At 62.4% G+C, this 22,429-nt stretch carries 16 protein-coding genes; 7 read left to right on the forward strand and 9 right to left on the reverse strand.

Annotated elements, in window-relative coordinates; all coding sequences use genetic code 11:
- Nucleotides 1-2: 2 nt before the first annotated feature.
- Genes MM194_RS11670 through MM194_RS11680 form a run of 3 tightly spaced genes read right to left on the reverse strand, consistent with a single transcriptional unit; the run spans nt 3 to nt 3,522 of the window.
- Entirely contained in the window at nt 3-1,538 is a 1,536-nt protein-coding gene (locus MM194_RS11670) for an N-acetylmuramoyl-L-alanine amidase (protein ID WP_241343648.1), read from the reverse strand.
- The gene (tsaE, locus tag MM194_RS11675; RefSeq protein ID WP_033128765.1) at nt 1,529-2,002 is read right to left on the reverse strand and encodes a tRNA (adenosine(37)-N6)-threonylcarbamoyltransferase complex ATPase subunit type 1 TsaE; all 474 of its coding nucleotides are present in this window, start codon (nt 2,000-2,002) and stop codon (nt 1,529-1,531) included. The genes MM194_RS11670 and tsaE overlap by 10 nt, the downstream gene beginning before the upstream one ends.
- A gap of 17 nt (nt 2,003-2,019) precedes the next feature.
- Nucleotides 2,020-3,522 (reverse strand): bifunctional ADP-dependent NAD(P)H-hydrate dehydratase/NAD(P)H-hydrate epimerase, encoded by a 1,503-nt coding sequence (locus MM194_RS11680; protein ID WP_033128764.1) that lies wholly within the window; start codon nt 3,520-3,522, stop codon nt 2,020-2,022.
- Between the two features lie 135 nt (nt 3,523-3,657).
- On the opposite strand from MM194_RS11680, the gene queG reads away from it, so the two are divergent.
- The 6 genes from queG (at nt 3,658) to rfaH (ending at nt 9,339) form a co-directional block, all read left to right on the forward strand.
- Entirely contained in the window at nt 3,658-4,800 is a 1,143-nt protein-coding gene (gene queG, locus MM194_RS11685; RefSeq protein ID WP_241343649.1) for a tRNA epoxyqueuosine(34) reductase QueG, read from the forward strand.
- An 83-nt stretch (nt 4,801-4,883) separates the two neighbouring features.
- Nucleotides 4,884-5,627 carry a polyphosphate--glucose phosphotransferase gene (gene ppgK / locus MM194_RS11690; protein ID WP_033128762.1) on the forward strand — a complete coding sequence of 248 codons (744 nt, stop codon included), beginning with the start codon at nt 4,884-4,886 and terminating at the stop codon, nt 5,625-5,627.
- A gap of 610 nt (nt 5,628-6,237) precedes the next feature.
- On the forward strand, nt 6,238-7,281 hold the full coding sequence (gene metN / locus MM194_RS11695) for a methionine ABC transporter ATP-binding protein MetN (RefSeq protein ID WP_241343650.1): 1,044 nt from the start codon (nt 6,238-6,240) through the stop codon (nt 7,279-7,281).
- On the forward strand, nt 7,262-7,915 hold the full coding sequence (locus MM194_RS11700) for a methionine ABC transporter permease (protein ID WP_033128760.1): 654 nt from the start codon (nt 7,262-7,264) through the stop codon (nt 7,913-7,915). Before metN ends, MM194_RS11700 begins: the two co-directional genes overlap by 20 nt.
- 26 nt (nt 7,916-7,941) lie before the next feature.
- Nucleotides 7,942-8,742, forward strand: coding sequence for a methionine ABC transporter substrate-binding lipoprotein MetQ (gene metQ, locus MM194_RS11705; protein WP_241343651.1), 801 nt, complete (start codon nt 7,942-7,944; stop codon nt 8,740-8,742).
- Nucleotides 8,743-8,838: 96 nt separating this feature from the next.
- Nucleotides 8,839-9,339, forward strand: coding sequence for a transcription/translation regulatory transformer protein RfaH (gene rfaH, locus MM194_RS11710; RefSeq protein WP_033128758.1), 501 nt, complete (start codon nt 8,839-8,841; stop codon nt 9,337-9,339).
- A gap of 30 nt (nt 9,340-9,369) precedes the next feature.
- Here rfaH and MM194_RS11715 read toward each other — a convergent pair whose 3' ends face one another.
- The 6 genes from MM194_RS11715 to arcB all read right to left on the reverse strand — a co-directional run bounded on the left by MM194_RS11715 (nt 9,370) and on the right by arcB (nt 21,226).
- Nucleotides 9,370-11,343 (reverse strand): methyl-accepting chemotaxis protein, encoded by a 1,974-nt coding sequence (locus tag MM194_RS11715; RefSeq protein WP_241343652.1) that lies wholly within the window; start codon nt 11,341-11,343, stop codon nt 9,370-9,372.
- A gap of 38 nt (nt 11,344-11,381) precedes the next feature.
- The gene (locus MM194_RS11720) at nt 11,382-12,593 is read right to left on the reverse strand and encodes an EAL domain-containing response regulator (protein WP_033128756.1); all 1,212 of its coding nucleotides are present in this window, start codon (nt 12,591-12,593) and stop codon (nt 11,382-11,384) included.
- Nucleotides 12,586-16,869 carry a transporter substrate-binding domain-containing protein gene (locus MM194_RS11725; protein ID WP_241343653.1) on the reverse strand — a complete coding sequence of 1,428 codons (4,284 nt, stop codon included), beginning with the start codon at nt 16,867-16,869 and terminating at the stop codon, nt 12,586-12,588. The genes MM194_RS11720 and MM194_RS11725 overlap by 8 nt, the downstream gene beginning before the upstream one ends.
- Before the next feature lie 142 nt (nt 16,870-17,011).
- Entirely contained in the window at nt 17,012-17,215 is a 204-nt protein-coding gene (locus MM194_RS11730; RefSeq protein WP_081965923.1) for a hypothetical protein, read from the reverse strand.
- A gap of 292 nt (nt 17,216-17,507) precedes the next feature.
- Nucleotides 17,508-18,872 (reverse strand): dGTPase, encoded by a 1,365-nt coding sequence (dgt, locus tag MM194_RS11735; protein WP_241343654.1) that lies wholly within the window; start codon nt 18,870-18,872, stop codon nt 17,508-17,510.
- A gap of 41 nt (nt 18,873-18,913) precedes the next feature.
- The gene (arcB, locus tag MM194_RS11740; RefSeq protein ID WP_241343655.1) at nt 18,914-21,226 is read right to left on the reverse strand and encodes an aerobic respiration two-component sensor histidine kinase ArcB; all 2,313 of its coding nucleotides are present in this window, start codon (nt 21,224-21,226) and stop codon (nt 18,914-18,916) included.
- A 201-nt stretch (nt 21,227-21,427) separates the two neighbouring features.
- Here arcB and MM194_RS11745 point away from each other — a divergent pair, with 201 nt between their 5' ends.
- On the forward strand, nt 21,428-22,426 hold the full coding sequence (locus MM194_RS11745; protein ID WP_241343656.1) for a DUF2860 family protein: 999 nt from the start codon (nt 21,428-21,430) through the stop codon (nt 22,424-22,426).
- The last annotated feature ends 3 nt before the right edge of the window (nt 22,427-22,429 follow it).

Genomic DNA, 22,429 nt, shown 5'->3' on the forward strand with positions numbered 1-22,429 from the left:
TCTTATCCTTGGGGGATATAGATCACCTGCCCAATCTGGATGTCCCGCGACTTGAGTTTGTTGATCTCGACCAGCTTCGCCTGACTCACTCCGTGCTTCTCGGCGAGACGGGAGAGGCTCTGGCCACGGGTGACCACATGGCGGATCATCTTGGACTTGTCGTTGCTCTGGCTGCTTGCGACCGGCACGCTCGGCTCCTTGGCCGCCACCGAGTAGGGCTTGATCACCCCGGCGCCGGAGCCGCCGCTGACGCTGCTGACCGGTGCGCCGCCATCATTGCTGCTGGTCGGTACCGTCGCCGGCATGCGGTTGGTCACCTGCTGCTGGGGTGCGGGGGCGACCACCGCCTTTTTCGCCGCCGGTTGACTGTTCCTGGCCACCTGCTGGCCCTTGCCGGTCATCATGGGGCCCTTGGTCGGGTGGCTGCGGTAGTAGTTGCGGATCCCCTCGAAGATGGCGCGCGCCAGCTGATCCTGATAACTGGCGGTGGCCAGCAGCTTCTCTTCCCCGTGGTTGGAGATGAAACCGGTCTCCACCAGCACCGAGGGGATGTCCGGTGCCTTGAGCACCGCCAGGCTGGCGTGCTCCGGCGCCTTCTTGTGCAGCCGGGCGACCTTGCCCATGGAGCGCAGGATCTGGCGGCTGACGTCATAGCCCTCGGCCCTGGACTTGTCCATGGAAAGATCGAGGAAGGTCTGCGCCAGATAGGGGTTGGGGTCGGATTCGGCCAATACCTTGCCTACCCCGCCCAGCAGTTCGCCCTGTTTCTCCTGCTTCTCCAGCCAGCTGCCCATCTCGCGGTTGGCGCGGTTGGTCGACAGCACCCAGACCGAGGCGCCGCGCGGCGTGGAGTTGTGGAAACTGTCCGCATGCACCGACACCAGCAGATCGGCCTTGGCCTTGCGGGCAATTTCGGAGCGCTTGTTCAGGTCGACGAAGTAGTCGCCACGACGGGTCATCACGGCGCGCATGCCGGGCTCACGGTCGATCAGCGCCGCCAGCTTCTGGGATACCGCCAGGGTCACCCGTTTCTCGTAGGTGCGGCGCGGGCCTATGGAGCCGGGATCTTCCCCGCCATGGCCGGGATCGATGGCGATGACGATGGCCTTGCCCTGCCCGCCAACGGGGGTGGACTGCGCGGCGCTGGCCCCCTTCTCCTCATAGGGCAGATCAATCACCAGCCGGTGACCATAGGGGCCTGCCGGTGCCAGCGGGAACACCACCGGTTTGATATTGGAGCTGAGGTCCAGCACCAGCCGCATGCTGCCCTTCTCGAGCGGCGTGCTCTCGCGGATCTTGCGCACCAGCTCGCTCTTGTTCTCGATGCGGGTCAGGTTGGCGGCGTTGCTCGCCCCCTTCAGATCGATCACCAAGCGGCTCGGGCCGGTCAGGGTGAAATAGTTGAAATTGGGGGCACTGCTCATGTCGAGCACGACCCGGGTGTTATCCGGCGATGGCCAGACCCGCACACTCTTGAGCTGATTCGCGTAGGAGGGCAGGGCCAGCAGGGAAAATACAACGACAAGGATCAAGCGCACTGAGATGACAACCGTTCCAGAATGGCTTCGCCAATAGCAGTGCGGGCCGCTATCAGGGCCTCACGCTGCTCGTTTACATACGTCAGGGTAATCTCGAGATCGGGGGCGGGCAGCCAGCCCTCCCCCTTCTCTGGCCACTCCACCAGGCAGAGGGTATCGGCCGCGAAGTAGTCCCGAATGCCCATGAATTCCAGCTCTTCCGGATCCGCCAGTCGATAGAGATCGAAGTGATAGACCTGCCAGTTGGCCAATTCATAGGGCTCAACAAGGGTATAGGTCGGACTCTTAACCTTGCCTTGATGGCCGAGCCCTTGCACCCAACCCCGGGTCAGGGTGGTCTTGCCGGCCCCGAGGGCGCCGTGCAGGAATACCGTGGTCGCCTGCTGGCACGCCTGCGCCAGCCGTCCGCCCAGTGCCACTGTTGCTGCCTCATCCGGCAGTGTCATCATCAACTGTTTTGCCATGTTCTTCTTTTAACTTGTTACTGTGTCGGATTGACCAGACGGCGGATCCAGGGCAGCAGATCCGATGCCAGCATGCCCCTCTCTCCCTCGGCGGCGGCGCAATCGGCCGCCTCACCGTGGATCACGGCCCCCAGCCGGGTTGCCATGGAGGCAGACCAGCCCTGAGCCAGGAGGGCGGCGATTATACCAGATAACAGGTCGCCCATGCCGCCACTGGCCATGCCGGGGTTGCCTTCGTCGCACAGGGTGATGCTGTGCCCGTCGCAGATGAGCGTACCCGCCCCCTTGAGCAGCACGACGCCGCCGTAGCGCCGTTGCAGTTGCCGCACTGCGGCGAAGCGATCCGCTTCTATCTCGGCGATGGAACAATCCAGCAGGCGGGCCGCCTCCCCCGGGTGGGGAGTGAGCACCCAATTATCCTGATGACGGGGCCCCTGCGCCAGCCAATTCAATCCATCGGCATCCAATACCAGCGGCCCCTCGGTCGTGATCAGCTGCTCGAACCGGCTCCTTGCCCACTCGTCCCGACCGAGGCCGGGTCCCAGCACCCTGACCTTGGCCCAGCCATCGTCTATTCCGCCGGACCAGCCCATCAGTTCCGGCTGCACCAGGCTGACGGGAGGCGAGTCCGGATGCTGCCAGAGGCGCACCAGACCAGCCCCCGTCCGCAGGCAGGCCATCCCCGCCAACAGGATAGCGCCTTGCATGCCGAGATTGCCCCCCACCACCAGCACCTTGCCGTTGCTCCCCTTGTGGGCCGAGCGGAGGCGCGGGATCAACAGTGCCCTGAGGCCGGGGTAGTCGATCCGCAGAGAGGCAGGAATAACGCCATCCGGTGGCATCACACCGAGGCTATCGCAGTCGAGCCGACCGACCCCGTCCACCCCGTCACCGGTCAACATGCCCTGCTTGATGCCAATGAAGGTGAGGGTACGGGTGGCGCGCACCAGGGCGCCCATGGCGCGACCGGTGTCGGCATTGAGCCCGGAGGGCAGGTCCACCGCCAGCACGGGGACCTGCAAGGCATTGATTGTTGCGACAAGCCTTGTCATTGAAGGGGAGAGGGAAATATGGACACCGGTGCCGAGCAAGGCGTCTATTACCAGATCCGGTGGCATCAGTGAGTCGAGCTCGGCCGTCTCGGCCATCATCACGCTCCCTCCCGCGGCGAGCCATCCATCGGCGGCTCGTCTGGCGTCGCCCTGGAGCAACGCGGGGGCCCGAGTGGCGATCACCAGGGGATCGAGCCCGATCCGTCTGGCGAGGCGCGCCAGCACATAACCATCGCCGCCGTTGTTGCCGGGGCCGACGAAGATCCACCAGTGGCGGCTCTTGGGCCAGTGGTGACAGGCATAGCTGCACAGGGCGGCACCAGCCCGCTCCATCAGGTCATAACATTCACGCCCCTCGAGCCTGGCCCAGTGTTGCTCCAGGCGACGGATCTGTTCGGTCCGCCACAGGGGCTGTGCTAGACTGTTGCCTTCTTCCCCGCAGATAGCATCCTCGATAACCTGTACCATGACGGCTCCCGACCTTCATCATCCAGTGATCCGACCTTCCGGCGCCGGGCATATACCGTGGCATGACGACACCTGCTCAGCCCCATGCCCGCTCCCCAAGATCCCGCCTTCGAGGCTCGGGTCCGACCGCGCAGCATGACAGCAACCGAACTCCAGCAACTGGCTCAAGATATCAAGCTCTGGGCACGCGAGCTAGGATTTGACCAGGTCGGGATCACCGACACCGATCTGCGTATCGAAGAGCCCAGATTGCAGGCCTGGCTGGATGCGAACCATCACGGCAACATGGACTACATGGCCCGTCACGGCATGATGCGCGCGCGCCCCCATGAGTTGTTGCCCGGCACCCAGCGAGTGCTGTCGGTACGCATGAATTACCTGCCTTTCGAGGCGGGTTTTGCCGCCACCCTGCGCGATCCCACCCTGGGTTACATCAGCCGCTATGCCCTCGGCCGCGACTACCACAAAGTCATGCGCAACCGGCTCAAACAGCTGGGGGATCGCATAGAGCAACGCTGCCAGTCATTGTTTCAGGCCACGGGAGAGTGGCGCCCCTTCGTCGACTCGGCCCCCATACTGGAGCGGCCGCTCGCCGCCAAGGCCGGGCTCGGCTGGGTGGGCAAGCACTCGCTGCTGCTCAACGAGTCCGCCGGCTCCTTCTTCTTCCTCGGGGAGCTGCTCGTCAGCCTGCCACTGCCCATGGATGCGCCGGTGGAGAAAGAACAGTGCGGCAAATGCGTGGCCTGCATCAACATCTGCCCGACCGGTGCCATCATAGCGCCCTACGTGGTGGATGGCCGGCGCTGCATCTCCTATCTCACCATTGAGAGCGACGAGCCCATTCCGCTGGAGCTGCGCCCGCTCATGGGCAATCGCATCTATGGTTGTGACGACTGCCAACTCATCTGCCCCTGGAATCGCTATGCGGACGTAAGCCCCGAGCCTGACTTCAGTCCAAGGCCCAACCTGCACCGCCCGCCCCTGCTCACCCTGTGGCGCTGGCAGGAGAGCGATTTTCTCAAGCACACCGAGGGCAGCCCCATTCGCCGCATCGGTTATCAACGTTGGCGCCGCAACCTGGCGGTGGCGCTCGGCAACGGTCCGGCCAGCCCCGAGGCGATCGCAGCCCTGCAGCAGGCGCTGGCCGAGGCCGAGCCCATGGTGGCCGAACACATAGAGTGGGCACTGGCGACCCTGGCCGCGCGCCAGGAGAAAGAGAACAAGAAGACCCGTTTGCTGATCCGCTGCATCGAAAAAGGCCTGCCGGATCACGCATAAGTGATCTGGCCCTTGCCGGATGACAGCACTTTTTTCATGCTCTGCCGACCATTGACCATAGGCGCAATAAAAGGAACATTCTGATGCAGATGTTGGGAGTTGATATAGGTGGGTCCGGGATCAAGGGTTGCCTGATCGATACCAAGACCGGCGAGTTGATTGGCGAACGCCTGCGTCTGACCACCCCGCAGCCGGCCACCCCGGCCGCCATTGCCCATACCCTCAAGGCGCTGGTCGAGCACTTCGAATGGAAGGGCCCGGTGGGCTGCGGCTTCCCCGCCATCATTCACAACGGCATCGCCAAGAGCGCCGCCAACATCGACAAGAGCTGGGTCGAGACCGATGCGGCCCACCTGTTTACGGACGTGACCGGCCTGCCCTGCCACGTGATCAACGATGCCGATGCAGCCGGGCTTGCCGAGATGCGCTTTGGCACTGGTCAGGATCGCAAGGGGGTCATCATCCTCATCACGGTCGGCACCGGCATCGGCACCGCCGTGTTCGTTAACGGTCAGCTACTGCCCAACACCGAGCTGGGTCACCTGATGCTGGAAGGCATGATCGCCGAGCACTACTGTTCGGACGCCGCCCGCAAGCGCGAGGATCTCTCCTGGAGCCGCTGGGGCAAGCGTTTCAACAAATACCTGGCCAGGCTGGAATTCCTGTTCTCCCCCGATCTCTTCATCCTGGGGGGCGGCAGCGCCGCCAAACTCGACAAGTTCATCGACAAGATAGAGACCCGGGCCCCGCTGGTAGCGGCGGCCAGCCTCAATCAGGCAGGTATCATAGGTGCCGCCCTCTACGCCGAGTCCCAGCAAGGAAAGTGAGCCGTTGTCTCGCAAGATGATCAGAAAGGCCCGGCATATGTCGGGCCTCTTCGATCATCAGGGTGAGAGAATCCGGCCAGCGCCAAGACAGTGCCGCCTCGGCGAGTGCAGCCCTCCTTCTTTTAGCTTTTAGCCACCGGTTTCCCCGCTTGGCGTGCACCTCCTGGCAGGCTCAAACGACAGTCGACCCTGCCTCTCACCAGAACTGGTTGTTTATTGTGCTTTATCAATAGGATGGAAAAGAGAAAGAGAGCGGGACAAGGCAGAAGGTCCGTGTCATCTTGGCAACGGCTGCCCAGAAGAGCAGGTAACGATAAGCGGCGGCACTGATGAATCAGCGACCTGAGGTCCATCAGCCGGGTTATATTCGGACATTAGGCTATAAATAAGAATCTAATATTGAATCGATCCGTTTCCCGCCAATCTATAGTCAATCAGCAGAAATCCTTATCCATTTTTTAGCCGTCTAGACGTAGAAACATGCGTTGACACAGCCATCCGGACATCTTAGCATCATCCTCCATGATGGCAGACTAACCCAGTGAAACCTCTGCCCAATTCACCCGCCTGTAGCGCCCTGTGCTTTAAGGCTGTTAGCACGGAAGAATTCATGATTAAGTTGAACGGTCTCAACAAAGTCTACGGCAAGGGCACTGACGCCGTGCACGCCCTGCGTGACGTGAGCCTGCATGTGCCACAAGGCAAGATCTTCGGCGTGATCGGCGCCTCCGGTGCCGGCAAGAGTACCCTCATTCGTTGCGTCAACCTGCTGGAGCGTCCTACCGACGGCCAGGTCATCGTCGATGGCCAGGATCTCGTGGCCCTGCCGGAGCGGGATCTGACCCAGGCACGCCGCCAGATCGGCATGATCTTCCAGCACTTCAACCTGCTGTCTTCGCGCACCGTGTTCGCCAACATCGCGTTCCCGCTGGAGCTGGCAGGCTGGAGCAAGGCCCAGATCCAGACAAGGGTCGAGGAGCTGCTCGCCCTGGTCGGGTTGGAAGCGCGTGCCCATGCCTATCCGTCCGAGCTGTCCGGTGGTCAGAAGCAGCGCGTCGCCATCGCCCGCGCCCTGGCCCCGGCCCCCAAGGTGTTGCTGTGTGACGAGGCCACCTCGGCCCTGGATCCCCAGACCACCCGCTCCATCCTGAGCCTGCTGAAAGAGATCAACGTCAAGCTGGGGCTCACCATACTGCTCATCACCCACGAAATGGACGTGGTGAAGGGGATCTGCGACGAGGTCGCCATCATCAGCGACGGCCGCCTGATCGAGCAGGGCGAAGTGGCCTGGTTCTTCAGCAACGCCAAGACCCAGCTGGCCCGTGACTTCATCCACTCCACCATCCATCTGGAGGTGCCGCAGGAGTACCAGGAGCGGATGAGTGCGGAGCGCGTGGCGAACAGCTACCCGCTGGTCAAACTCGGTTTCACCGGCAGCACGGTCGACAGCCCGCTCATCTCCGAGGTGAGCCGCCGTTTCAACATCGATATCAGCATCCTGAGTGCGGATATCGAGTACGCCGGCGGGGTCAAGTTCGGCTTCCTGCTGGCCGAGCTGTTCGGGGATGAGGCCCAGTGCGAGGCCACCCAGCAGTTCCTGATAGACAACCATATTCAGCTAGAGGTGATGGGCTATGTCCGAAGCAATGATTAATCTGCTGATCTCAGCCCTCGGCGACACCCTGATCATGGTGTTTGCCTCCGCCTTGTTTGGCTGCCTGCTCGGCCTGCCGCTCGGCGTGGCGCTGCACGTGACCAAAGCCGGCCAGATCCTGGCCAACCCGCTGCTGAACCGGACCCTCGGCATCATAGTCAACGTCGGCCGCTCGGTGCCCTTCATCATCTTGCTGGTGGCCATCATTCCGCTGACCCGCTTCATCGTCGGGACCAGCATCGGCACTATCGCCGCCATAGTACCGCTGACCATAGGCGCCGTGCCCTTCATCGCTCGCCTGGTGGAAGGGGCCCTGATGGAGGTGCCGGACGGCCTGCTCGAGGCGGCCAAGGCCATGGGTGCCAAACCCTTGCAAATCATCGCCAAGGTGCTGCTGCCCGAGGCCCTGCCCGGGATCCTCAACAGCGTCATCATCACGTTAGTCACGCTCGTGAACTACTCCGCCATGGCCGGTGCCATCGGAGGGGGTGGTCTGGGAGATGTGGGTATTCGCTACGGCTACCAGCGCTTCGATCCCACCGTCATGCTGGTCACCGTGGTCATTCTGGTAGTGCTGGTTCAACTCATCCAGAGCGCAGGTGAGCGCCTGGTTCAACAATGTGATCATCGTTAATCGTCGGTTTCTGACAGGAGGTTTTTATGAAATTGGGCATTAAATCCGCTGCGGCTGCACTGCTGGCTACACTGGTTCTGGTCGGCTGCGGCCAGAAGGAAGAGAACAAGACCCTGAAAGTCGGCGCCATCGCCGGCCCGGAGACCGAGCTGGTCGAGACTGCCGCCAAGGTGGCAAAAGAGAAATACGGTCTGAACGTCGAGATCGTCACCTTCTCCGACTATGTCACCCCGAACGTGGCATTGAACGACGGCAGCGTCGACGTCAACGCCTTCCAGCACAAGCCCTATCTGGATGCCCAGATCCGTGATCGTGGCTTCAAGCTGGTACCGGTTGGCAACACCTTCGTCTACCCGATCGCCGGTTACTCCAAGAAGATCAAGGCGCTGAGTGAACTGAAAGACGGCGCCCAGATCGCGGTGCCGAACGATCCGACCAACCTGGGTCGCTCCCTGATCCTGCTGGAGAAGCAAGGTCTGCTGAAGCTGAAAGAAGGTGCTGGCCTGGAAGCCACCGTACTGGACATCGCCAGCAACCCGCGCAACTTCAAGATCGTCGAGCTGGAAGCCGCTCAGCTGCCCCGCTCCCTGGAAGATGTTGATCTCTCCATCATCAACAACACCTTCGCCGGTCAGATCGGCCTGACCCCGACCGAGAACGGCCTCTTCGTCGAAGACAAGAACTCCCCCTACGTGAACCTGATCGTCGCCCGTGAAAACAACAAGGACGAAGAGAAGGTCAAGCAGTTCGTCCAGTCCTTCCAGACCGACGAGGTCTACAAGAAAGGGACCGAACTGTTCAAGGGCGGTCTGGTGAAAGGTTGGTAACCACTCACTCTGCAAAAAAGGCCGCGCCAAGCGTGGCCTTTTTTTTTGCCCCCGTTATCATGGGCGTCAGCACGGTAACAAACACAAAACAGAACAATGAAAAAATGGTATCTGGCCTATTGCAAGCCTAAGGAAGAAGCCCGCGCCCGCGCCCATCTGGCAGCCCAGGGTGTCGAATCCTATTACCCCATGGTCGAAGTCGAGAAACTGCGCCGCGGCAAGCGGGTCCCCGTACGCGAGCCCATGTTTCCCAACTATCTGTTCATCTATGTGGATCTCGACGAGGTCACCCCCGTCACCCTGAAATCGACCCGCGGCATCAGCCGCATCGTCCATTTCGGCAAGGAATGGACCTCCATCAGCAGTCAGCTGATCTATCGATTGATGAGTCGTGACGACAGCGACGAGGCGAGGGCCAGCTACGCCAGCCTGCCGACGCAGGGGGACAAGGTGCTCATCGAGGCGGGCCCTCTCGCCGGATTCGAGGCCATTTATCTGGAACCGGATGGCGAGAAGCGCGCCATCTTGCTGGTCACCCTGCTCAATCAGGAGACCAGCGGCAGCTTCGACAACCAGGCCTTTCGCCGCCTGGACTAAACAACGGGCGGGCATCTGCCCGCCCGCTTATCACCCCAGTTCGAACCGGCTGATGACCGAGGTCAAGCGGCCCGTCTCCCGGATCAATCTGGCGGCAATCCGCTCCCCCTGTTGACCGCGCTCGCTGGATTGGCGGCCGAGCCCGGCGATCTCCTCGACAGTCCCGGCCACCTCCTGCGCCACTCTGGACTGCTGTTCGGTCACAGCAGTAATGGCTTCCAGTTGACCAGAGAGATCCTGCACCAGTCGCATCACCGTCTCAAACGTCTCGGCCAGTGCGAACATGACGGTACGCCCCTGCTCCACCAGCTGGGTCCCGCCACCCACGGTCGCGGCTGTCTGTCGGGTCTGCTGCTGGATGCTGGCGATGGTCTGGTTGATCTCCGCCGTCGACTGGCTGGTGCGGTTGGCAAGTTGACGCACCTCGTCCGCCACCACGGCAAAGCCACGCCCCTGCTCTCCGGCACGGGCTGCCTCGATGGCGGCATTGAGCGCCAGCAGGTTGGTCTGCTCGGCGATGGTGGCGATGACCTCGGTGACGCGCCCCACCTGCTCGCTCTGGCTGCTGAGCTGCCCCATGGCCTGATTGGCCTGGGTGATCATGACGGCGACCTGCTTCATGGTGTTCACCATGCGTTCCAGCGTGTCACTCCCCTGGCGGGCCTGCTGCTCGGTTTGACGCGCCGCCTCGGCCGCCCCGGCGGTGTTGCCCGCCACATCACGGGCGCTGACCGACATCTGCTCGATGGCGGCGGCGACCATATCGACCCGTTGATTCTGGCTTGCCAGATCCTCGACGATGGCATTGGTGGTCTGAGCCACCTCGCGGCCGGCCCCCTCCACCTGACCCACGGCCCCCTGGATCTCACCGACCAGCTGGCGCAATTGGGCCGACATCCGGTTGATGGAGCCGGTCAGACCGCCCAGCTCGTCTTGACGCAGGATCGGCAAGGGCTCGGCCGGCAGACGGCCATCCGCCACCAGGCCGGCACGCGTCACCAGGCTGGCGATGTCCCGGGTCAAGCTGCGACTGAACAGCAAGGCCACCAGGGTGCCGAGCAGAATGACGCTGAGAGTGGCCAGCAGCAGGGTGCTGTGAATGGTCTGGCTGGCGCCTGCCATCCTGTGCGCCATTCCGTCCACCTCGGCCCGAGTGTGGGTCACCTGAGACGCCAGCTGGTCGGCGAGCCGGGTCAGCGCCGGTTCGATATCGGTCGCCATCAGGTGGTTCGCCTGATCCCAGTCCGGTGCCTGGCGCTTGCTGATCACCTGGCCCACCAACTCGGCAAAGGGGGCCGACATCTGCTCGAACAGCGCCCACAGCCCCTTCTGTGCCTCGGTGAAGTTGGCCTCTTGCTGCCTCAGCTCGGCCACCCGCTGCAGGTGAAACTGGTAGTAATCCTGGTACTTGTCCCGATATTCCTTGTCCCCCGAGATGAGGAAATCCCGCAGGGCGGAGAGCGCATTGGCGAGGCCGTTGTAGGCATCCCCCACCTGCTTGAGCAGCAGCCGACGATCCCCCGGCAGCTCGGCTTGCGAAGTGGCCACCTCTTCATTGGCAAAGGATTGCAGCTGATCGAGCGCCGCCTCCGCCAGCGGGCCCGCCTCCAGCAGCATCAGGCTGTGGGCCGGCAGATTCTCCTCGGTATGGGCGATGGCCCACACCTTCTCCTGGGCCCCCTTGAACGCCTTGAGAGACTGGGTCAGCGCGGGGGTGAAGGCTTGCTGTTCAATGGCATGCCAGGCGCCATCCCACTCCTGCTTGAGACGGCTAGCCTGGGCCTGGTCCTTGCCGAGGATGAGGTAGGCACGCAGGGAGGAAACGGTGGCGATCAGTGCCTTCTGACTCGCTTCATCCCGTTGCAGGGCGGGCAACGCCTGCTCCAGCAGGGCATCTTGCGACTGCTCGATCTGGCCGAGCTGATGGTAGACGAGGGTGGAGGAGAGAATGATGAGCAGGTTGATAAAACAGAAGCTCAACAACAGCTTGCTTGATATTTTCATAAACGTCCTTGTTCCACTGCGGGCATCCTGCCCAGGGTTTAATGCTTGATCAGCGCCGGTAATCGATCCAGCCAGGTGCGATGCCACTCCAGCAGTTGATCGCGCGGCATGGGCCGGGCGGAGAAGAAGCCTTGGCACTGATCACATCCCAGCCTGGCCAGCAGCTGCCAGGTGGGTTCATCCTCGACCCCCTCGGCCACCGACTTGAGCCCCAGCTTGCGGGCCAGCTCGATGCTCGACTCTATGATGGCGAGCCGGGAGGGATCTTCATAGCAGCGATCCACGAAGGATCTGTCAAGCTTCAACTCGGTGAAAGGCAACAGGGCCAGCTGCTGCATGGAGGAGTAACCTGTGCCGAAGTCGTCGATGGAAAGGCCAAAACCGTGCATGCGCAGCCGCGTCAGCACCTCGAGCGACTTCCCCAGATCCTTGACGAAGGCGCTCTCGGTCACCTCCAGGGTAATCAGCTCAGGGTTGATGCTCCAGCGCTGACAGTGGTTGAGCAGGGTGTTGCACAGATCCCCTTCGATCAGCGAGGTGGTGGAGAGGTTCATCGACAGGTTGAGGGAAAGCCCGGTCTGTTCCCACAGATGGCCATCGCGCAGAGACTTGCTGATGATGAGCTCGGTCAGCGGATCGATGAGCCCGTGGTGCTCTGCCAGCGGAATGAAGCGGGCCGGGGAGATGAGCCCGTATTTCGGGTGCTGCCAGCGGGCGAGCGCCTCCATGCCGACCCACTGACCGGTACCAAAGCTCACCTTGGGTTGATACCAGGGCAGCAGTTGATCCTGCTCCAGCGCCTGGCTGAGCTCATCCAGCGTCAGGCTGTGGCCATCTTCCTTCTGACTGTGTACCAACTGGGGCCGCCAGGCACCGATCATCTGCTTGATCTGCTGATGGCTCGCGGGTTTGTCTATGCGCCCCAGCACCTGCAGGCCGTAGGCGCTGCTCATGCGCAGCACGGCATCGACCACGTCGTCTTCCAGCGCACTGCACAAGATGATGCCACCACGAAATCCCCCAAGCGAAAGCCGGCGCAACAGGGCCATGCCATCCATGCCGGGCATGCGCAGATCGCAAAACAGAATATCAACCTGGTGATACTGACACAGCGCCAGCGCCTCCTCCCCATCCTGCGCCTCCAGCAGATTGCCGTAGCCGAGTCCGCGGATCTGGTGCATCAGGGCCTTGCGCTGGAAGTTGTGATCTTCCACCACCATGATTGCCAAATTATTCCCTGTGCTATTCATCGAGCCATAATCCAATTTCGCCTGTAATAGAATCCATCAATGCCTGTACCGTCTGGCTCAACTCGGTGAGCCTGTCCAGCTGCTTCAGGCGGGCCGCCGTCTCCAGCCGGGCCGCCTCTTCTGCCAGCGCGAGCTGCCCGACCATGCGGGCCGCCCCTTTGATGCGGTGCGCCGTCTCCACCAGTGCCTGGGCGTCTTGGCGTGCCAGCGCCCGCATCATGTCCTCGCTATCCTGGCGATTGGAGTCCAGATATTCCATCGCCATGCTACGCGCCAGCCCCTCATCACCAAACAAGGATAACCAGTTCAACCCCTGCTCCTGAACCCTGGCCTGCACGAGCGGCTCGGGCTCCCCCGACGGCAAGCTGGCGGTCGGTAGCCAGCGCTCCAGCGTCTGACGCAGGGTTTCCAGGCTATAAGGCTTGAACAACATGTCGTTCATGCCAGCGGCCTGCATCTGCAGGCTGGCCTCCTCCGAGGCATCGGCGGTGACCCCGATGATGGGCGCCTCCTCGCCTGCCGCTCGCAGGGTGCGCGTCAGGGTATAGCCGTCCATCACCGGCATGTGGCAATCGGTCAGCAGCAGGGCAAAGCCCTGTCCCTGCCAGGCGCGCAGCGCCTTCTCCCCATCATCCACCAGTTCGGCATCGATACCGAGAATGGCGAGCTGGCGGGCCAGCAGGGCACGGTTGACGGGGTGATCGTCGGCCACCAGCACCCGGCCCTGCAACTTGTCCCCCAAGGCCTGCACCGGTTGAGCCGCCCGTTCCCCCGACAGCTGGCGACAGGTCTCCAGCAACAGGTCGGGATAGAGCGGGGACTGACCCAGTCGCCACCAGGCATCCGAGCCCATCCGGCCACGCAGCGCCTCCTGTGAAGAGAGCACTATGCCCTTGAGCGAGGACTGCTGCAAATGCTGCAACCAGTCACCGCCGAGGGCTTGCTCCAGGTGACTCTCTTGTGCCAGCAGGCGTCCGCCGAGCGACGGCTGCCACTGGGCGGGCTCCAGTCGATGGAGCCTGGCGCCGAGCCGTTCCATCACCGACTGCAGCACAGCATCCTCGCCAAACCACCACCAATCCTGCCCTGCCAGCGGCGGCACATCCCACTGGCACTCGCTCAGGGGGATCCTGAAGGTCATCCTGGTCCCCACCCCGGGCTGACTCTCCAGCGTCAGGCTGCCCCCCATCTTCTGGGCCAGCTGATGACAGATGGCAAGCCCGAGCCCGGTTCCGCCGAAACGCCGGGTGATGTCGGACTCGACCTGCTTGAACGGGATGAACAGATTCGCCTGCTTCTCCAGGGGGATGCCGATCCCCGAGTCCTGAACGATAAACACCAGCCGATGGTCGTCATAACCGACCCGGATGTCTATCTGCCCCGACTCGGTAAATTTCACCGCGTTGTTGAGCAGATTCGAGATCACCTGCCCGACCCGAATGGCGTCGATGCTGGCCTGATCCGGCACCTCGGCGGCCCAGGCCAGGGTCACGCCGAGCCCCTTGCCATGGGCCAGGGTGGCGTGGCCACGGATGACATCGCAGATGACGGTGGTGAGCCTGCCCACTTGATAATGCAGTTGCAACTGGCCCGCCTCCATCTTGGAGAAGTCCAGGATGTCGTTGACCAGGTAGAGCAGGTGATTGGTGGAGGTCGAGACGTTGCGCAGCATATAGCGTTGATCGTCGTCCAGATCGCTCATCTGCAGCAGTTCCAGCATGCCGTGCATGCCGGAGATGGGGGTACGCAATTCATGGCTCATGGTCGCGAGGAAGCGGCTACGGGCCTGCATCGCCTCCTCCGCCACCGTTCTGGCCTGACGCAGCTCCAGCGCCTGTCGCTTCAGGCTGGTGATGTCCTGCACCACCCCGTTCAGGATGACCCCCTCGAGCCCCTCCTGATGCACGAAATGGCCCCGTATCTGCAGGTAGCAGGGGGTTCCGTGACGCATGATATCCACCTCAAGATCGAGGGGTTGCATGGTTCTGGCATGCCGTTCAACGGTCGCAACGAAGTCATGCAGGGCGGGGCCTGTCAGCCCCAAAATGGTGCTGCCGACGACGCCGCTATGCACCGGATCTTCGTCATAACCCACTATCTCCTTGAGCCCCTGGGAGGTATAGAGGAAGCGTCCGTTCCCCGGCCCAATCCAGTGATACTGATAGACGAGGCCCGGCATGCTGTCGGTGATCTGGGTGAGCCGGGTCTCCGCCTCCTGCGCAGCGGAGCGCGCCTGCTTCAGCTCGGTGACATCGGTCAGCACGGTCAGGATCCCGAGCCGCTTGTTATCGGGGCCGACAAACAGCCGCTTGGTGTAGAGCATCTGATGCAGCGCACCATCCGGCAGCTGGATCTCACCGCTGCCATTGAGCTCCTCGCCGCTCTCCCAGACCCTGGTATCCTCCTCGATAACCCTGGCCCGAATGGCTTCGGGTAGCCGATCCTGAAGCAACAGATAGCAGGAGCCGTTCAGATTCTCCCCCTGCAAGAACAACTGTCGGTACGCCCAGTTCGTCATCGCTATTTCATGGCGCTCATTGGTCAACACCACCTGATTGGGCAGTGCATCGAGCATCATCTGCACGAATGCCAGTTGTTCCTCCAGCCGTTGTTCCGCCTCTCGTCGCTGGCTTATCTGGCGACGCAGGGTCCGGTTCCAGCCCACGGACAACAGGACACAGAGCAGGAAGACACCGCCTCCGAGGGAAGACCAGAGCAGCACCTTGCTCGGATCCAGCCCCGTCTGTATGGTCAGGGAAAGCCACTTGTGATCCAGTCTGGCCAGCTCATCCGGCCGGATGGAGAGCAGCACCTTGCTCAGGATCTGCTGCAACATGGGATCCTGCTGCTGTATCGCCATGGCAACGGGGACCCTGAGCTCATCACCCGAGAAGACCACCTGATAGTGATCGCTGAACCCCTTCTGCAATGACTGCCCCAGGGTGTTCATGCTGATCAGCGTGTAATCCACCTGATGGCTGTCTAGCAGCGGCAACAGCTGAGTGTCGCTGTCGGCGGTGATCATCACGGCCCCGACCCGCTCCAGCAGAAGTTGCTCCACCGAGCCCCGCACCATCCCCACCCGGCGTCCCTTCAGATCCACTGGGCTGGAGAGTTCATCCGTCCCCTTCCTCCCTACGATGACCCTATTGATGAAGGCATAATTAGGGGTAAACCGCATGGATCGACGACGCTCGTCGGTCGGAGTCATGGCGGGCACGAAATCCAGCTTGTTTGCCTCGAACTGCGCCAGGGTGTCGCCCCAGCTCGGCGTCGGCACCAGGCTGAACTGCAGGCCGGAGCGAGCGCTCATCAAGTCCAGCAGATCGGCCACAAAGCCCACCAACTGACCCTGCTTGTCGATATTGCTCATCGCCGGCCAGTTGGGCGCCACCCCATACTTCAGCACAGGGTGCTGCGCCAACCAATTCAACTCCTCCTGGTTGAAGAGGTTCTGGCGTGGGCCATGCACCTGGCCATAATCGATGCCACCGCCCGCCTCCAGCACTTGCCTGCGTTCGCTGTCCGGGATGGAGTCCAGCACCCGTTGCAACAGGCTGTGCAATCCCAGGTTGTTAGCGGTCATCACCATGGTCAGCCGGGTGGGTGGCACCCAGGATGGGGTGATCACCTGCAACTGGGCATGCTGACGTAAATGCTGCAGGCGGATCAGGGTCGGCAGGTCTGCCAGATAGGCATCCGCCAGCCCGCGCTTCACCATGAAGGCCGCCTCGTCGACGCTGTCGGCCTCGCTGTGATCCTTCACTCCGAGCCGGATCAGCTCATTGCAGGCCCCAAAGCCCCGTATGCACACCCAACGCCAGCGCCGCGCATCGTCCAGGGCGGTCTCGGTCTGGGTGCGCGCAAGCAGTACCCCCCGCGGCACCCCCATGATATCCAGCGTCTTCAACGCCTGTTGCTGCGGTTTCTGCTCCGGTACCACCCCCAGCAGCAGATCGGTCTCACCATCGATCAGCGCCTGCTGGGCGCGGGCATAATCGGGATAACCCCGGTACTTCAGCGTCAATCCCAGCTGGCTCGCCACCAGCTCGGCAAAATCGTCAAGGGGACCGCTGAACCCACCCCGGCCATTGGTATAGACATAGGGGGGCCAATCCACCGTCGGCATGCCCACCACCAACTCGCTGCGCGACTCGAGCCAGGCTTGTTCCGCCCGGGCCAGGTTGTCGTGACTCAATGCGGTGGCAGCAGCCGTCACCAGGCTCCAGCAGGCGAGCCAGCACAACAAGATGAGACGATAGCAACGGCGCAACATAATGAACTCCCATACGAACAGGGGGGTGATCATAGAGTTTTTGGTTAAATGTGCGACTAATAAATGCGTGTCGCCTTCATCTGGATATAAAAATGGCAGGCCGAGGCCTGCCATCGAGGAGTTCGGGGCCAGGCCCCTCACCTCAGGTTATTCGATTCCCAAGCCGGAAGCCGGTTTGAAACTCCCGCTCACGCACATGGGAGACCTGCACATTCATTCCTTCCAGGCCGATATCCTTCAACATGGCCGGGGAGAGGTGCAGATAGCTGACGCGCCGTTCCAGTCGGGTGATCCGTTTCTGAACCAGGGATTCGACGGTGCGCAGCAGAGTGAGTTCGATAGACATATGATTCTCCAGTTGAACATGCGGTTCTCCCGGAGAGAGGACATCACCCTGCGGGATAACCGCGGGTGATGAAAAAGCAGGGGTTACCTGTTTCCTCCACGCGGTAAATAAAGAGCACGAGTCTTCGCGCTGCCAATGCAGCGATCGAACGCAACGTTGAACATGGAATGTTGCATGGTCGTCTCCTTACCGGGTGAAAGTTGAACAAGTTGCCACAGTCTAAAAAAACACCGAATTTTACGCAATATCTCCCCCACCCATATGGGTGGAATGCGGCCAACTCAGGCCCCGATCAAATCCCTGACAACAGCCGGAACTCCTCCAGCGCATAGGTATCCGTCATGCCGCTGACGTAATCGAGCAGCAGCCGGACGCGGTAGTACCACTCCTGCTCGGCCCCGGATTCAAAGCGGGGATCGGCGGTCGCCACCGCCAGCCGGTATGCCTTGAGGTGGCGGGCCGAGAGCCGGTGAAACAGACGGCGGGCGAAGAACAGCTCGCTCCCGCCGTTGCCGGCCAGCAGCCGTTCGAACTGGGAGGCCGGCAGCGCCAGCAGGCAGGCGTAAGTCGACAGCACCCCGCGCAGGGCGGCATAGCCCTCCAGCTCCAGCGCTTCGACCTCGGGGCGCATGAACACCAGCTCGCGGGCCACCTGCTTGAGGGTATCGAGCACCCGCGCCGCCGGCGCCTGACCGTGCAGCAACGCCTGGGGGTAGACGCCACTCAGTATGCTCTGGTGTTCGCCCACATAGGTATCGGCCGCCAGCGTCACCAGATCCCGGGTGAGCTGCTGACGAAAATGGGGGAAGAAGCCCCGCTCGGAGGCGCCGGCATCCGCCAGCAACCTGTCCATATAGTTCCCTTGATCGGCGCCGTGCAGGGCCTGCAGCAGCTCGCCAAGGCTGAGGATGCGCCTGTCCACCGCATCCTCCAGATCGGCGATGCAGTAGGAGATGTCGTCCGCCGCCTCCATGATGTAGACCAGCGGATGACGACAACCCGGAGCCAGCCCCAGGCTCTGGCCGAGGGCGCTGTAGAGCGGCTGCTCGCTGAAGAAGATGCCGCGCTTGCTGGTCCAGCCGTGGTGCTGACCATAATGCAGGCCGGGCTGAGGCTGCTGCGGGTATTTGCACAGGGCCGCCAGCTGGCCCAGGGTCAGGTTCAGCTCGTGCAGGTTGTGCACCAATCGCAGGCTCTGGGCATTGCCATCGAACACCAGCAAGTCCTGGCGCAGCTCGGCCCACTGCGGGCTGGGCAGCTGGTCATGGGCGCTGGCAAAGAGATCATCCAGCTCCTGTGCCAGCCACTGGCTCATCACCTGCTCGCCGAAGTGGCCGAACGGCGGGTTGCCGACGTCGTGCAGCAGGCAGGACATCTCCACCAGGTTGATGAAGGCCCCTTCGCACACGGTGCCGGCGGGCAGCAGGGCCAGGATGCGGCGGCTGATCTGGCGACCCGTCTCCTGCACCTCCAGGGAATGGGTGAGGCGGCTGCGCACCGAGGCCTTCACATCCAGCGGGAAGACCTGGGTCTTCTGCTGCAGGCGGCGTACCGGCGCCGCCTGCACGATGCGGGCGCGATCCTGCTCGGTCGCCTCCAGCAGGGGCTCCTCGCCCCAGCTGTGAATTCGCAGTGACGGGATCAGGCGCTGATACATGGGCTCTCTCTCCTTGGCTGTGATGATATCCGGTGCTCGACTCAGGAGAGCAGCCAGCGGCGCAGCCGGGCTATGTCACCCGGGTATTCCCGGCGCAGCGTCTCAATCCAGTCTTCCACGTTCTCCCACCAGGCGGGGTGCTCCGGGCTCTGGATCAGCTGGGCCGTCTGCTGCAGGCGGCGCAGGCCAATGGAGCCGGCCGCCCCCTTGATCTTGTGCGCCTCCTCCACCACCCCGGCCTGATCCCTGGCGATCATGTTGGTGTCGAGCACCGCCATGTAGTCAGGCAGCATCTTCTCGAACAGGTCGACGCTGGAGAGCAGCACTGGCTTGCCGACCGTGCTGGCGTAATCGGTGAGGAAGGGCAAGTCCAGCAGCTCATCCTGATTGCCCGCATCCTCCTGCTCATCGGCCTCATCGTCGGCCAGATCCGCGAACAGGTGGCCTATCACCTCCCGCACCGCCTTGGATCCCAGCGGCTTGTTGATCACATCCTGCATGCCGCGATCCCGATAGTACTGGCGATCGCCGGTGGTATTGGCGGTGAGCGCCACCATGGGCGGCAGGCTGTCGCCGTAGCGCGCCAGCAACTGGGCCGCCACATCGAAGCCGGTCATGTCCGGCAGCTGGATATCGAGCAGAATGAGGTCGAAGTCATCCGGGTTGGCCATGGCCAGCGCCTGGGTGCCATCCCGCGCCACCTTGACCTCGTGGCCCAGCTTGCTCAGCAGAGCGCAGGCCACGGTCACGTTCAGCTCCACGTCCTCCACCAGCAGGATGTCGAGGGCCGGCAGCTCCTGTTCCGGCTCGATGGCCTGAGGTTCGACGCAGTCCACCTCCAGCTCGGCGGTGAAGCAGGAGCCCTCCCCCGGATCGCTGTCCACATAGAGCTGACCGCCCATGGCCTGCACCAGCTGGCGGGAGACCGCGAGGCCGATGCCGGTGCCGGTGGCGTGCTTCTTGCCCTGCACCTGATAGTACATGGCGAAGATCTTCTCCTGCTGGGCACGCGGTATGCCGACCCCGGTGTCTTCCACCTCGAAGTGCAGCGCCAGCTTGCCCGGCACATCGGACGCGTGGGAGAGGCAGCGCACCGTCACCCCCCCCTCGTCGGTAAACTTGACCGCATTGCCCACCAGGTTCCACAACACCTGGCGCAACCGGGTGCCATCGGCCATCACGAACTGTGGCATGTCGCCATCCCGATCGAAGTGCAGGTAGAGCCCTTTCTGCTCCGCCTGGATGCGCGACAGGGTCTCCAGCTCGTCGAGGAAGGCGGGCAGATCGATGCGGGTCGGCGCAATTTCCAACCGGCGACGATCGAGTTTGTCCAGATCGATGATGTCGTTAAAGATGTTGCCGAGCGTCACGGCGCTCAGGTGAATGGTCTTGAGCTGCTGATGACGAACGGGGTCGAGCGGCGTGTCCATCAGCATCCGGCTCAGGCCCACGATGCCGTTGAGGGGGGTGCGCAACTCGTGGCTGATGGTGGAGATGAAGGTGGTCTTGTCGCGACTCGCCTTCTCCAGCTTGTCCTGGTACTGCTTGCGCTCCGTGATGTCCCGACCAAAGCCGAGCAGGCCGAGCCGCTTGCCGAAACGGTCGAAGAAGGGCACCTTGCGCAGCTCGAAGTAGGCCTTGCGGCCATCCGGGTACTCCAGCCACTGCTCATAGGTGAGCGGCTCGTTGCTGGTGAAGACCTGCTTGTCGGTCTCCACCACCTTGCTGGCGATGTCCTGCTTGTAGACGTCGAACGGGGTCAGCCCGATGAGCTCGGCCTCGACCTTGCCGGTCAGCTCCTCCATGGCGCGGTTGCAACCGGAGAACTGCTGCTCCTCGTTGCGGTAATAGACCAGATCGGGGGAGCAGTCGATGAAAGAGCGTAACAGGGCGGTGCGCTCACCCAGGTGCAACTGGGCCTTCTCACGCTGGAACACCTCGTTCTCCAGATCCTCGATCGCCTGCTGACGCAGGGTCTCGGCCCTGTTGGTCTCGGCTATCTGGGCGTTGAGGCGGTGGATGTTCTCCTGCAGTTGGCTGTTGAGTTCGAGATCCCGCTCGCGCATGTCTTGCAGCTTCGCCACCAGGCGGCTCAGGCGCTGACGGGAATCTTCCAGTTGATCCACGACGATGGAGAGAAAATAGACGGCCCAGGGGGTCACCAGCAGGCCGAAGAAGACCGAGCGCACCAGATCGACAATGTCCACCGTGCCGCGCAGAAACAGGGTCACCCCCATCTGGATGGAGACCGCCAGCACTATGATACAGGCCGCCAGCAGCATGCTGAAACGCACCAGCCCCAGCTTGGTCATCAGGTCGACATAGTATTGCGCCCAGGATTTGATTTGCTTCATCTCGTTATTTTCTCCCGCTATTGCGCAAACAGAATACCAGTACGGCGTCCCGAACTCTTGCCCGTTGCATCTTAAATTATTGATTAACGTCACACTCCTGCTGGGGTAGCATGCCCCCTGCACTCAGTCAGCTCCAGTTCAGCAAACGAATCCGAGCCAGACTGCCACCGCCATCATCCCCAACCTCAGGAGCCCCTACCGATGCGCAATTCCATCCTGCTGAGTCTCGGCCTGCTGGTCGCCAATGCCGCCCACGCCGATCTTGGTGCCATTCCTACAGAATCGGGCTGGTCCGGTTTTCTGCTGGGGGGCGTCAGCGCCAGCAGCCATGAATCCAATTTCTATGCCGGTGGTGACAGCCACAGCCGCATCGACAACCTCGGCTCCCCCCAGAGCGAGAGTGCCTTCTCGGCACTCGTCAACGCCGACATCCGCTACACCTTCGCCGATACCCGCACCCAGGTGTTCCTCGGCAACCTCATCCAGGATGCGCTGCGCTTCGACTTTACCCAGCAGCTCGGGATCCGCCAGGCCATGGGGGACAAGGGCATAGTGGCCGGTTCAGTGGTGTTCAACGTCATGCCGGTCGAGCTGTGGAGCGATCCTTTCGCCACCGGCGTGGATCGCAGCTCCACCGATGCCAAATCGAAGGGGGTGCGCTTCGCCTGGGACAAGATCTGGGGCAGCAACTTCAACGGCAGTATCACCAGCCGTGAAGTGGATCTGGACGAGGAGCGCAGCGGCCAGCAGTACGACCTGAGCCACGGCACTCACTATGCCTCCATGCTGGATCGCAGCGGCAAGGTCCACGACATGGAGCTCTCCTACCAGTGGCACTTCGGCGATGGCCAACTGCTGGAGCCCGCCATTCTCTACAAACAGGCCAAACTCGACGGCAGCGCCGAGAGTTTCGACAGCAAGGGGCTGCAGCTGACCTATGCCAAGCGCGGCCCCCAGTGGTCCTTCGTCAGCAACGCCTACTTCGGCAAACGCGACTATGACGAGGCGAATCCCCTGTTCGGCCAGCGCGCCGACGCCGACGAGCTGGCCCTCACCGGCACCTTCTTCTGGCACCGTCTGCTGGGGGTCAAGGATCTCTCCGGCACCGTCACCATCGCCTACTCCCAGGCCGACGCCGACATCGCCTTCTACGACACCCAGACCAGCAGCCTCAGCACAGGCCTGCTCTACAACTTCTGAGTC

The organism is Aeromonas sp. MR16, assembly GCF_022549315.1.
GTDB lineage: Bacteria > Pseudomonadota > Gammaproteobacteria > Enterobacterales > Aeromonadaceae > Aeromonas > Aeromonas aquatica.

Coding starts and splice junctions, on each gene's coding strand:
- arcB (WP_241343655.1), bottom strand. CDS start 21,226: ATGAAGCAAATCAAATCCTGGGCGCAATACTATGTCGACCTGATGACC.
- MM194_RS11680 (WP_033128764.1), bottom strand. CDS start 3,522: ATGGTACAGGTTATCGAGGATGCTATCTGCGGGGAAGAAGGCAACAGT.
- MM194_RS11700 (WP_033128760.1), top strand. CDS start 7,262: ATGTCCGAAGCAATGATTAATCTGCTGATCTCAGCCCTCGGCGACACC.
- rfaH (WP_033128758.1), top strand. CDS start 8,839: ATGAAAAAATGGTATCTGGCCTATTGCAAGCCTAAGGAAGAAGCCCGC.
- dgt (WP_241343654.1), bottom strand. CDS start 18,872: ATGTATCAGCGCCTGATCCCGTCACTGCGAATTCACAGCTGGGGCGAG.
- MM194_RS11725 (WP_241343653.1), bottom strand. CDS start 16,869: ATGTTGCGCCGTTGCTATCGTCTCATCTTGTTGTGCTGGCTCGCCTGC.
- MM194_RS11745 (WP_241343656.1), top strand. CDS start 21,428: ATGCGCAATTCCATCCTGCTGAGTCTCGGCCTGCTGGTCGCCAATGCC.
- queG (WP_241343649.1), top strand. CDS start 3,658: ATGACAGCAACCGAACTCCAGCAACTGGCTCAAGATATCAAGCTCTGG.
- MM194_RS11720 (WP_033128756.1), bottom strand. CDS start 12,593: ATGAATAGCACAGGGAATAATTTGGCAATCATGGTGGTGGAAGATCAC.
- metN (WP_241343650.1), top strand. CDS start 6,238: ATGATTAAGTTGAACGGTCTCAACAAAGTCTACGGCAAGGGCACTGAC.
- ppgK (WP_033128762.1), top strand. CDS start 4,884: ATGCAGATGTTGGGAGTTGATATAGGTGGGTCCGGGATCAAGGGTTGC.
- tsaE (WP_033128765.1), bottom strand. CDS start 2,002: ATGGCAAAACAGTTGATGATGACACTGCCGGATGAGGCAGCAACAGTG.
- MM194_RS11715 (WP_241343652.1), bottom strand. CDS start 11,343: ATGAAAATATCAAGCAAGCTGTTGTTGAGCTTCTGTTTTATCAACCTG.
- metQ (WP_241343651.1), top strand. CDS start 7,942: ATGAAATTGGGCATTAAATCCGCTGCGGCTGCACTGCTGGCTACACTG.
- MM194_RS11730 (WP_081965923.1), bottom strand. CDS start 17,215: ATGTCTATCGAACTCACTCTGCTGCGCACCGTCGAATCCCTGGTTCAG.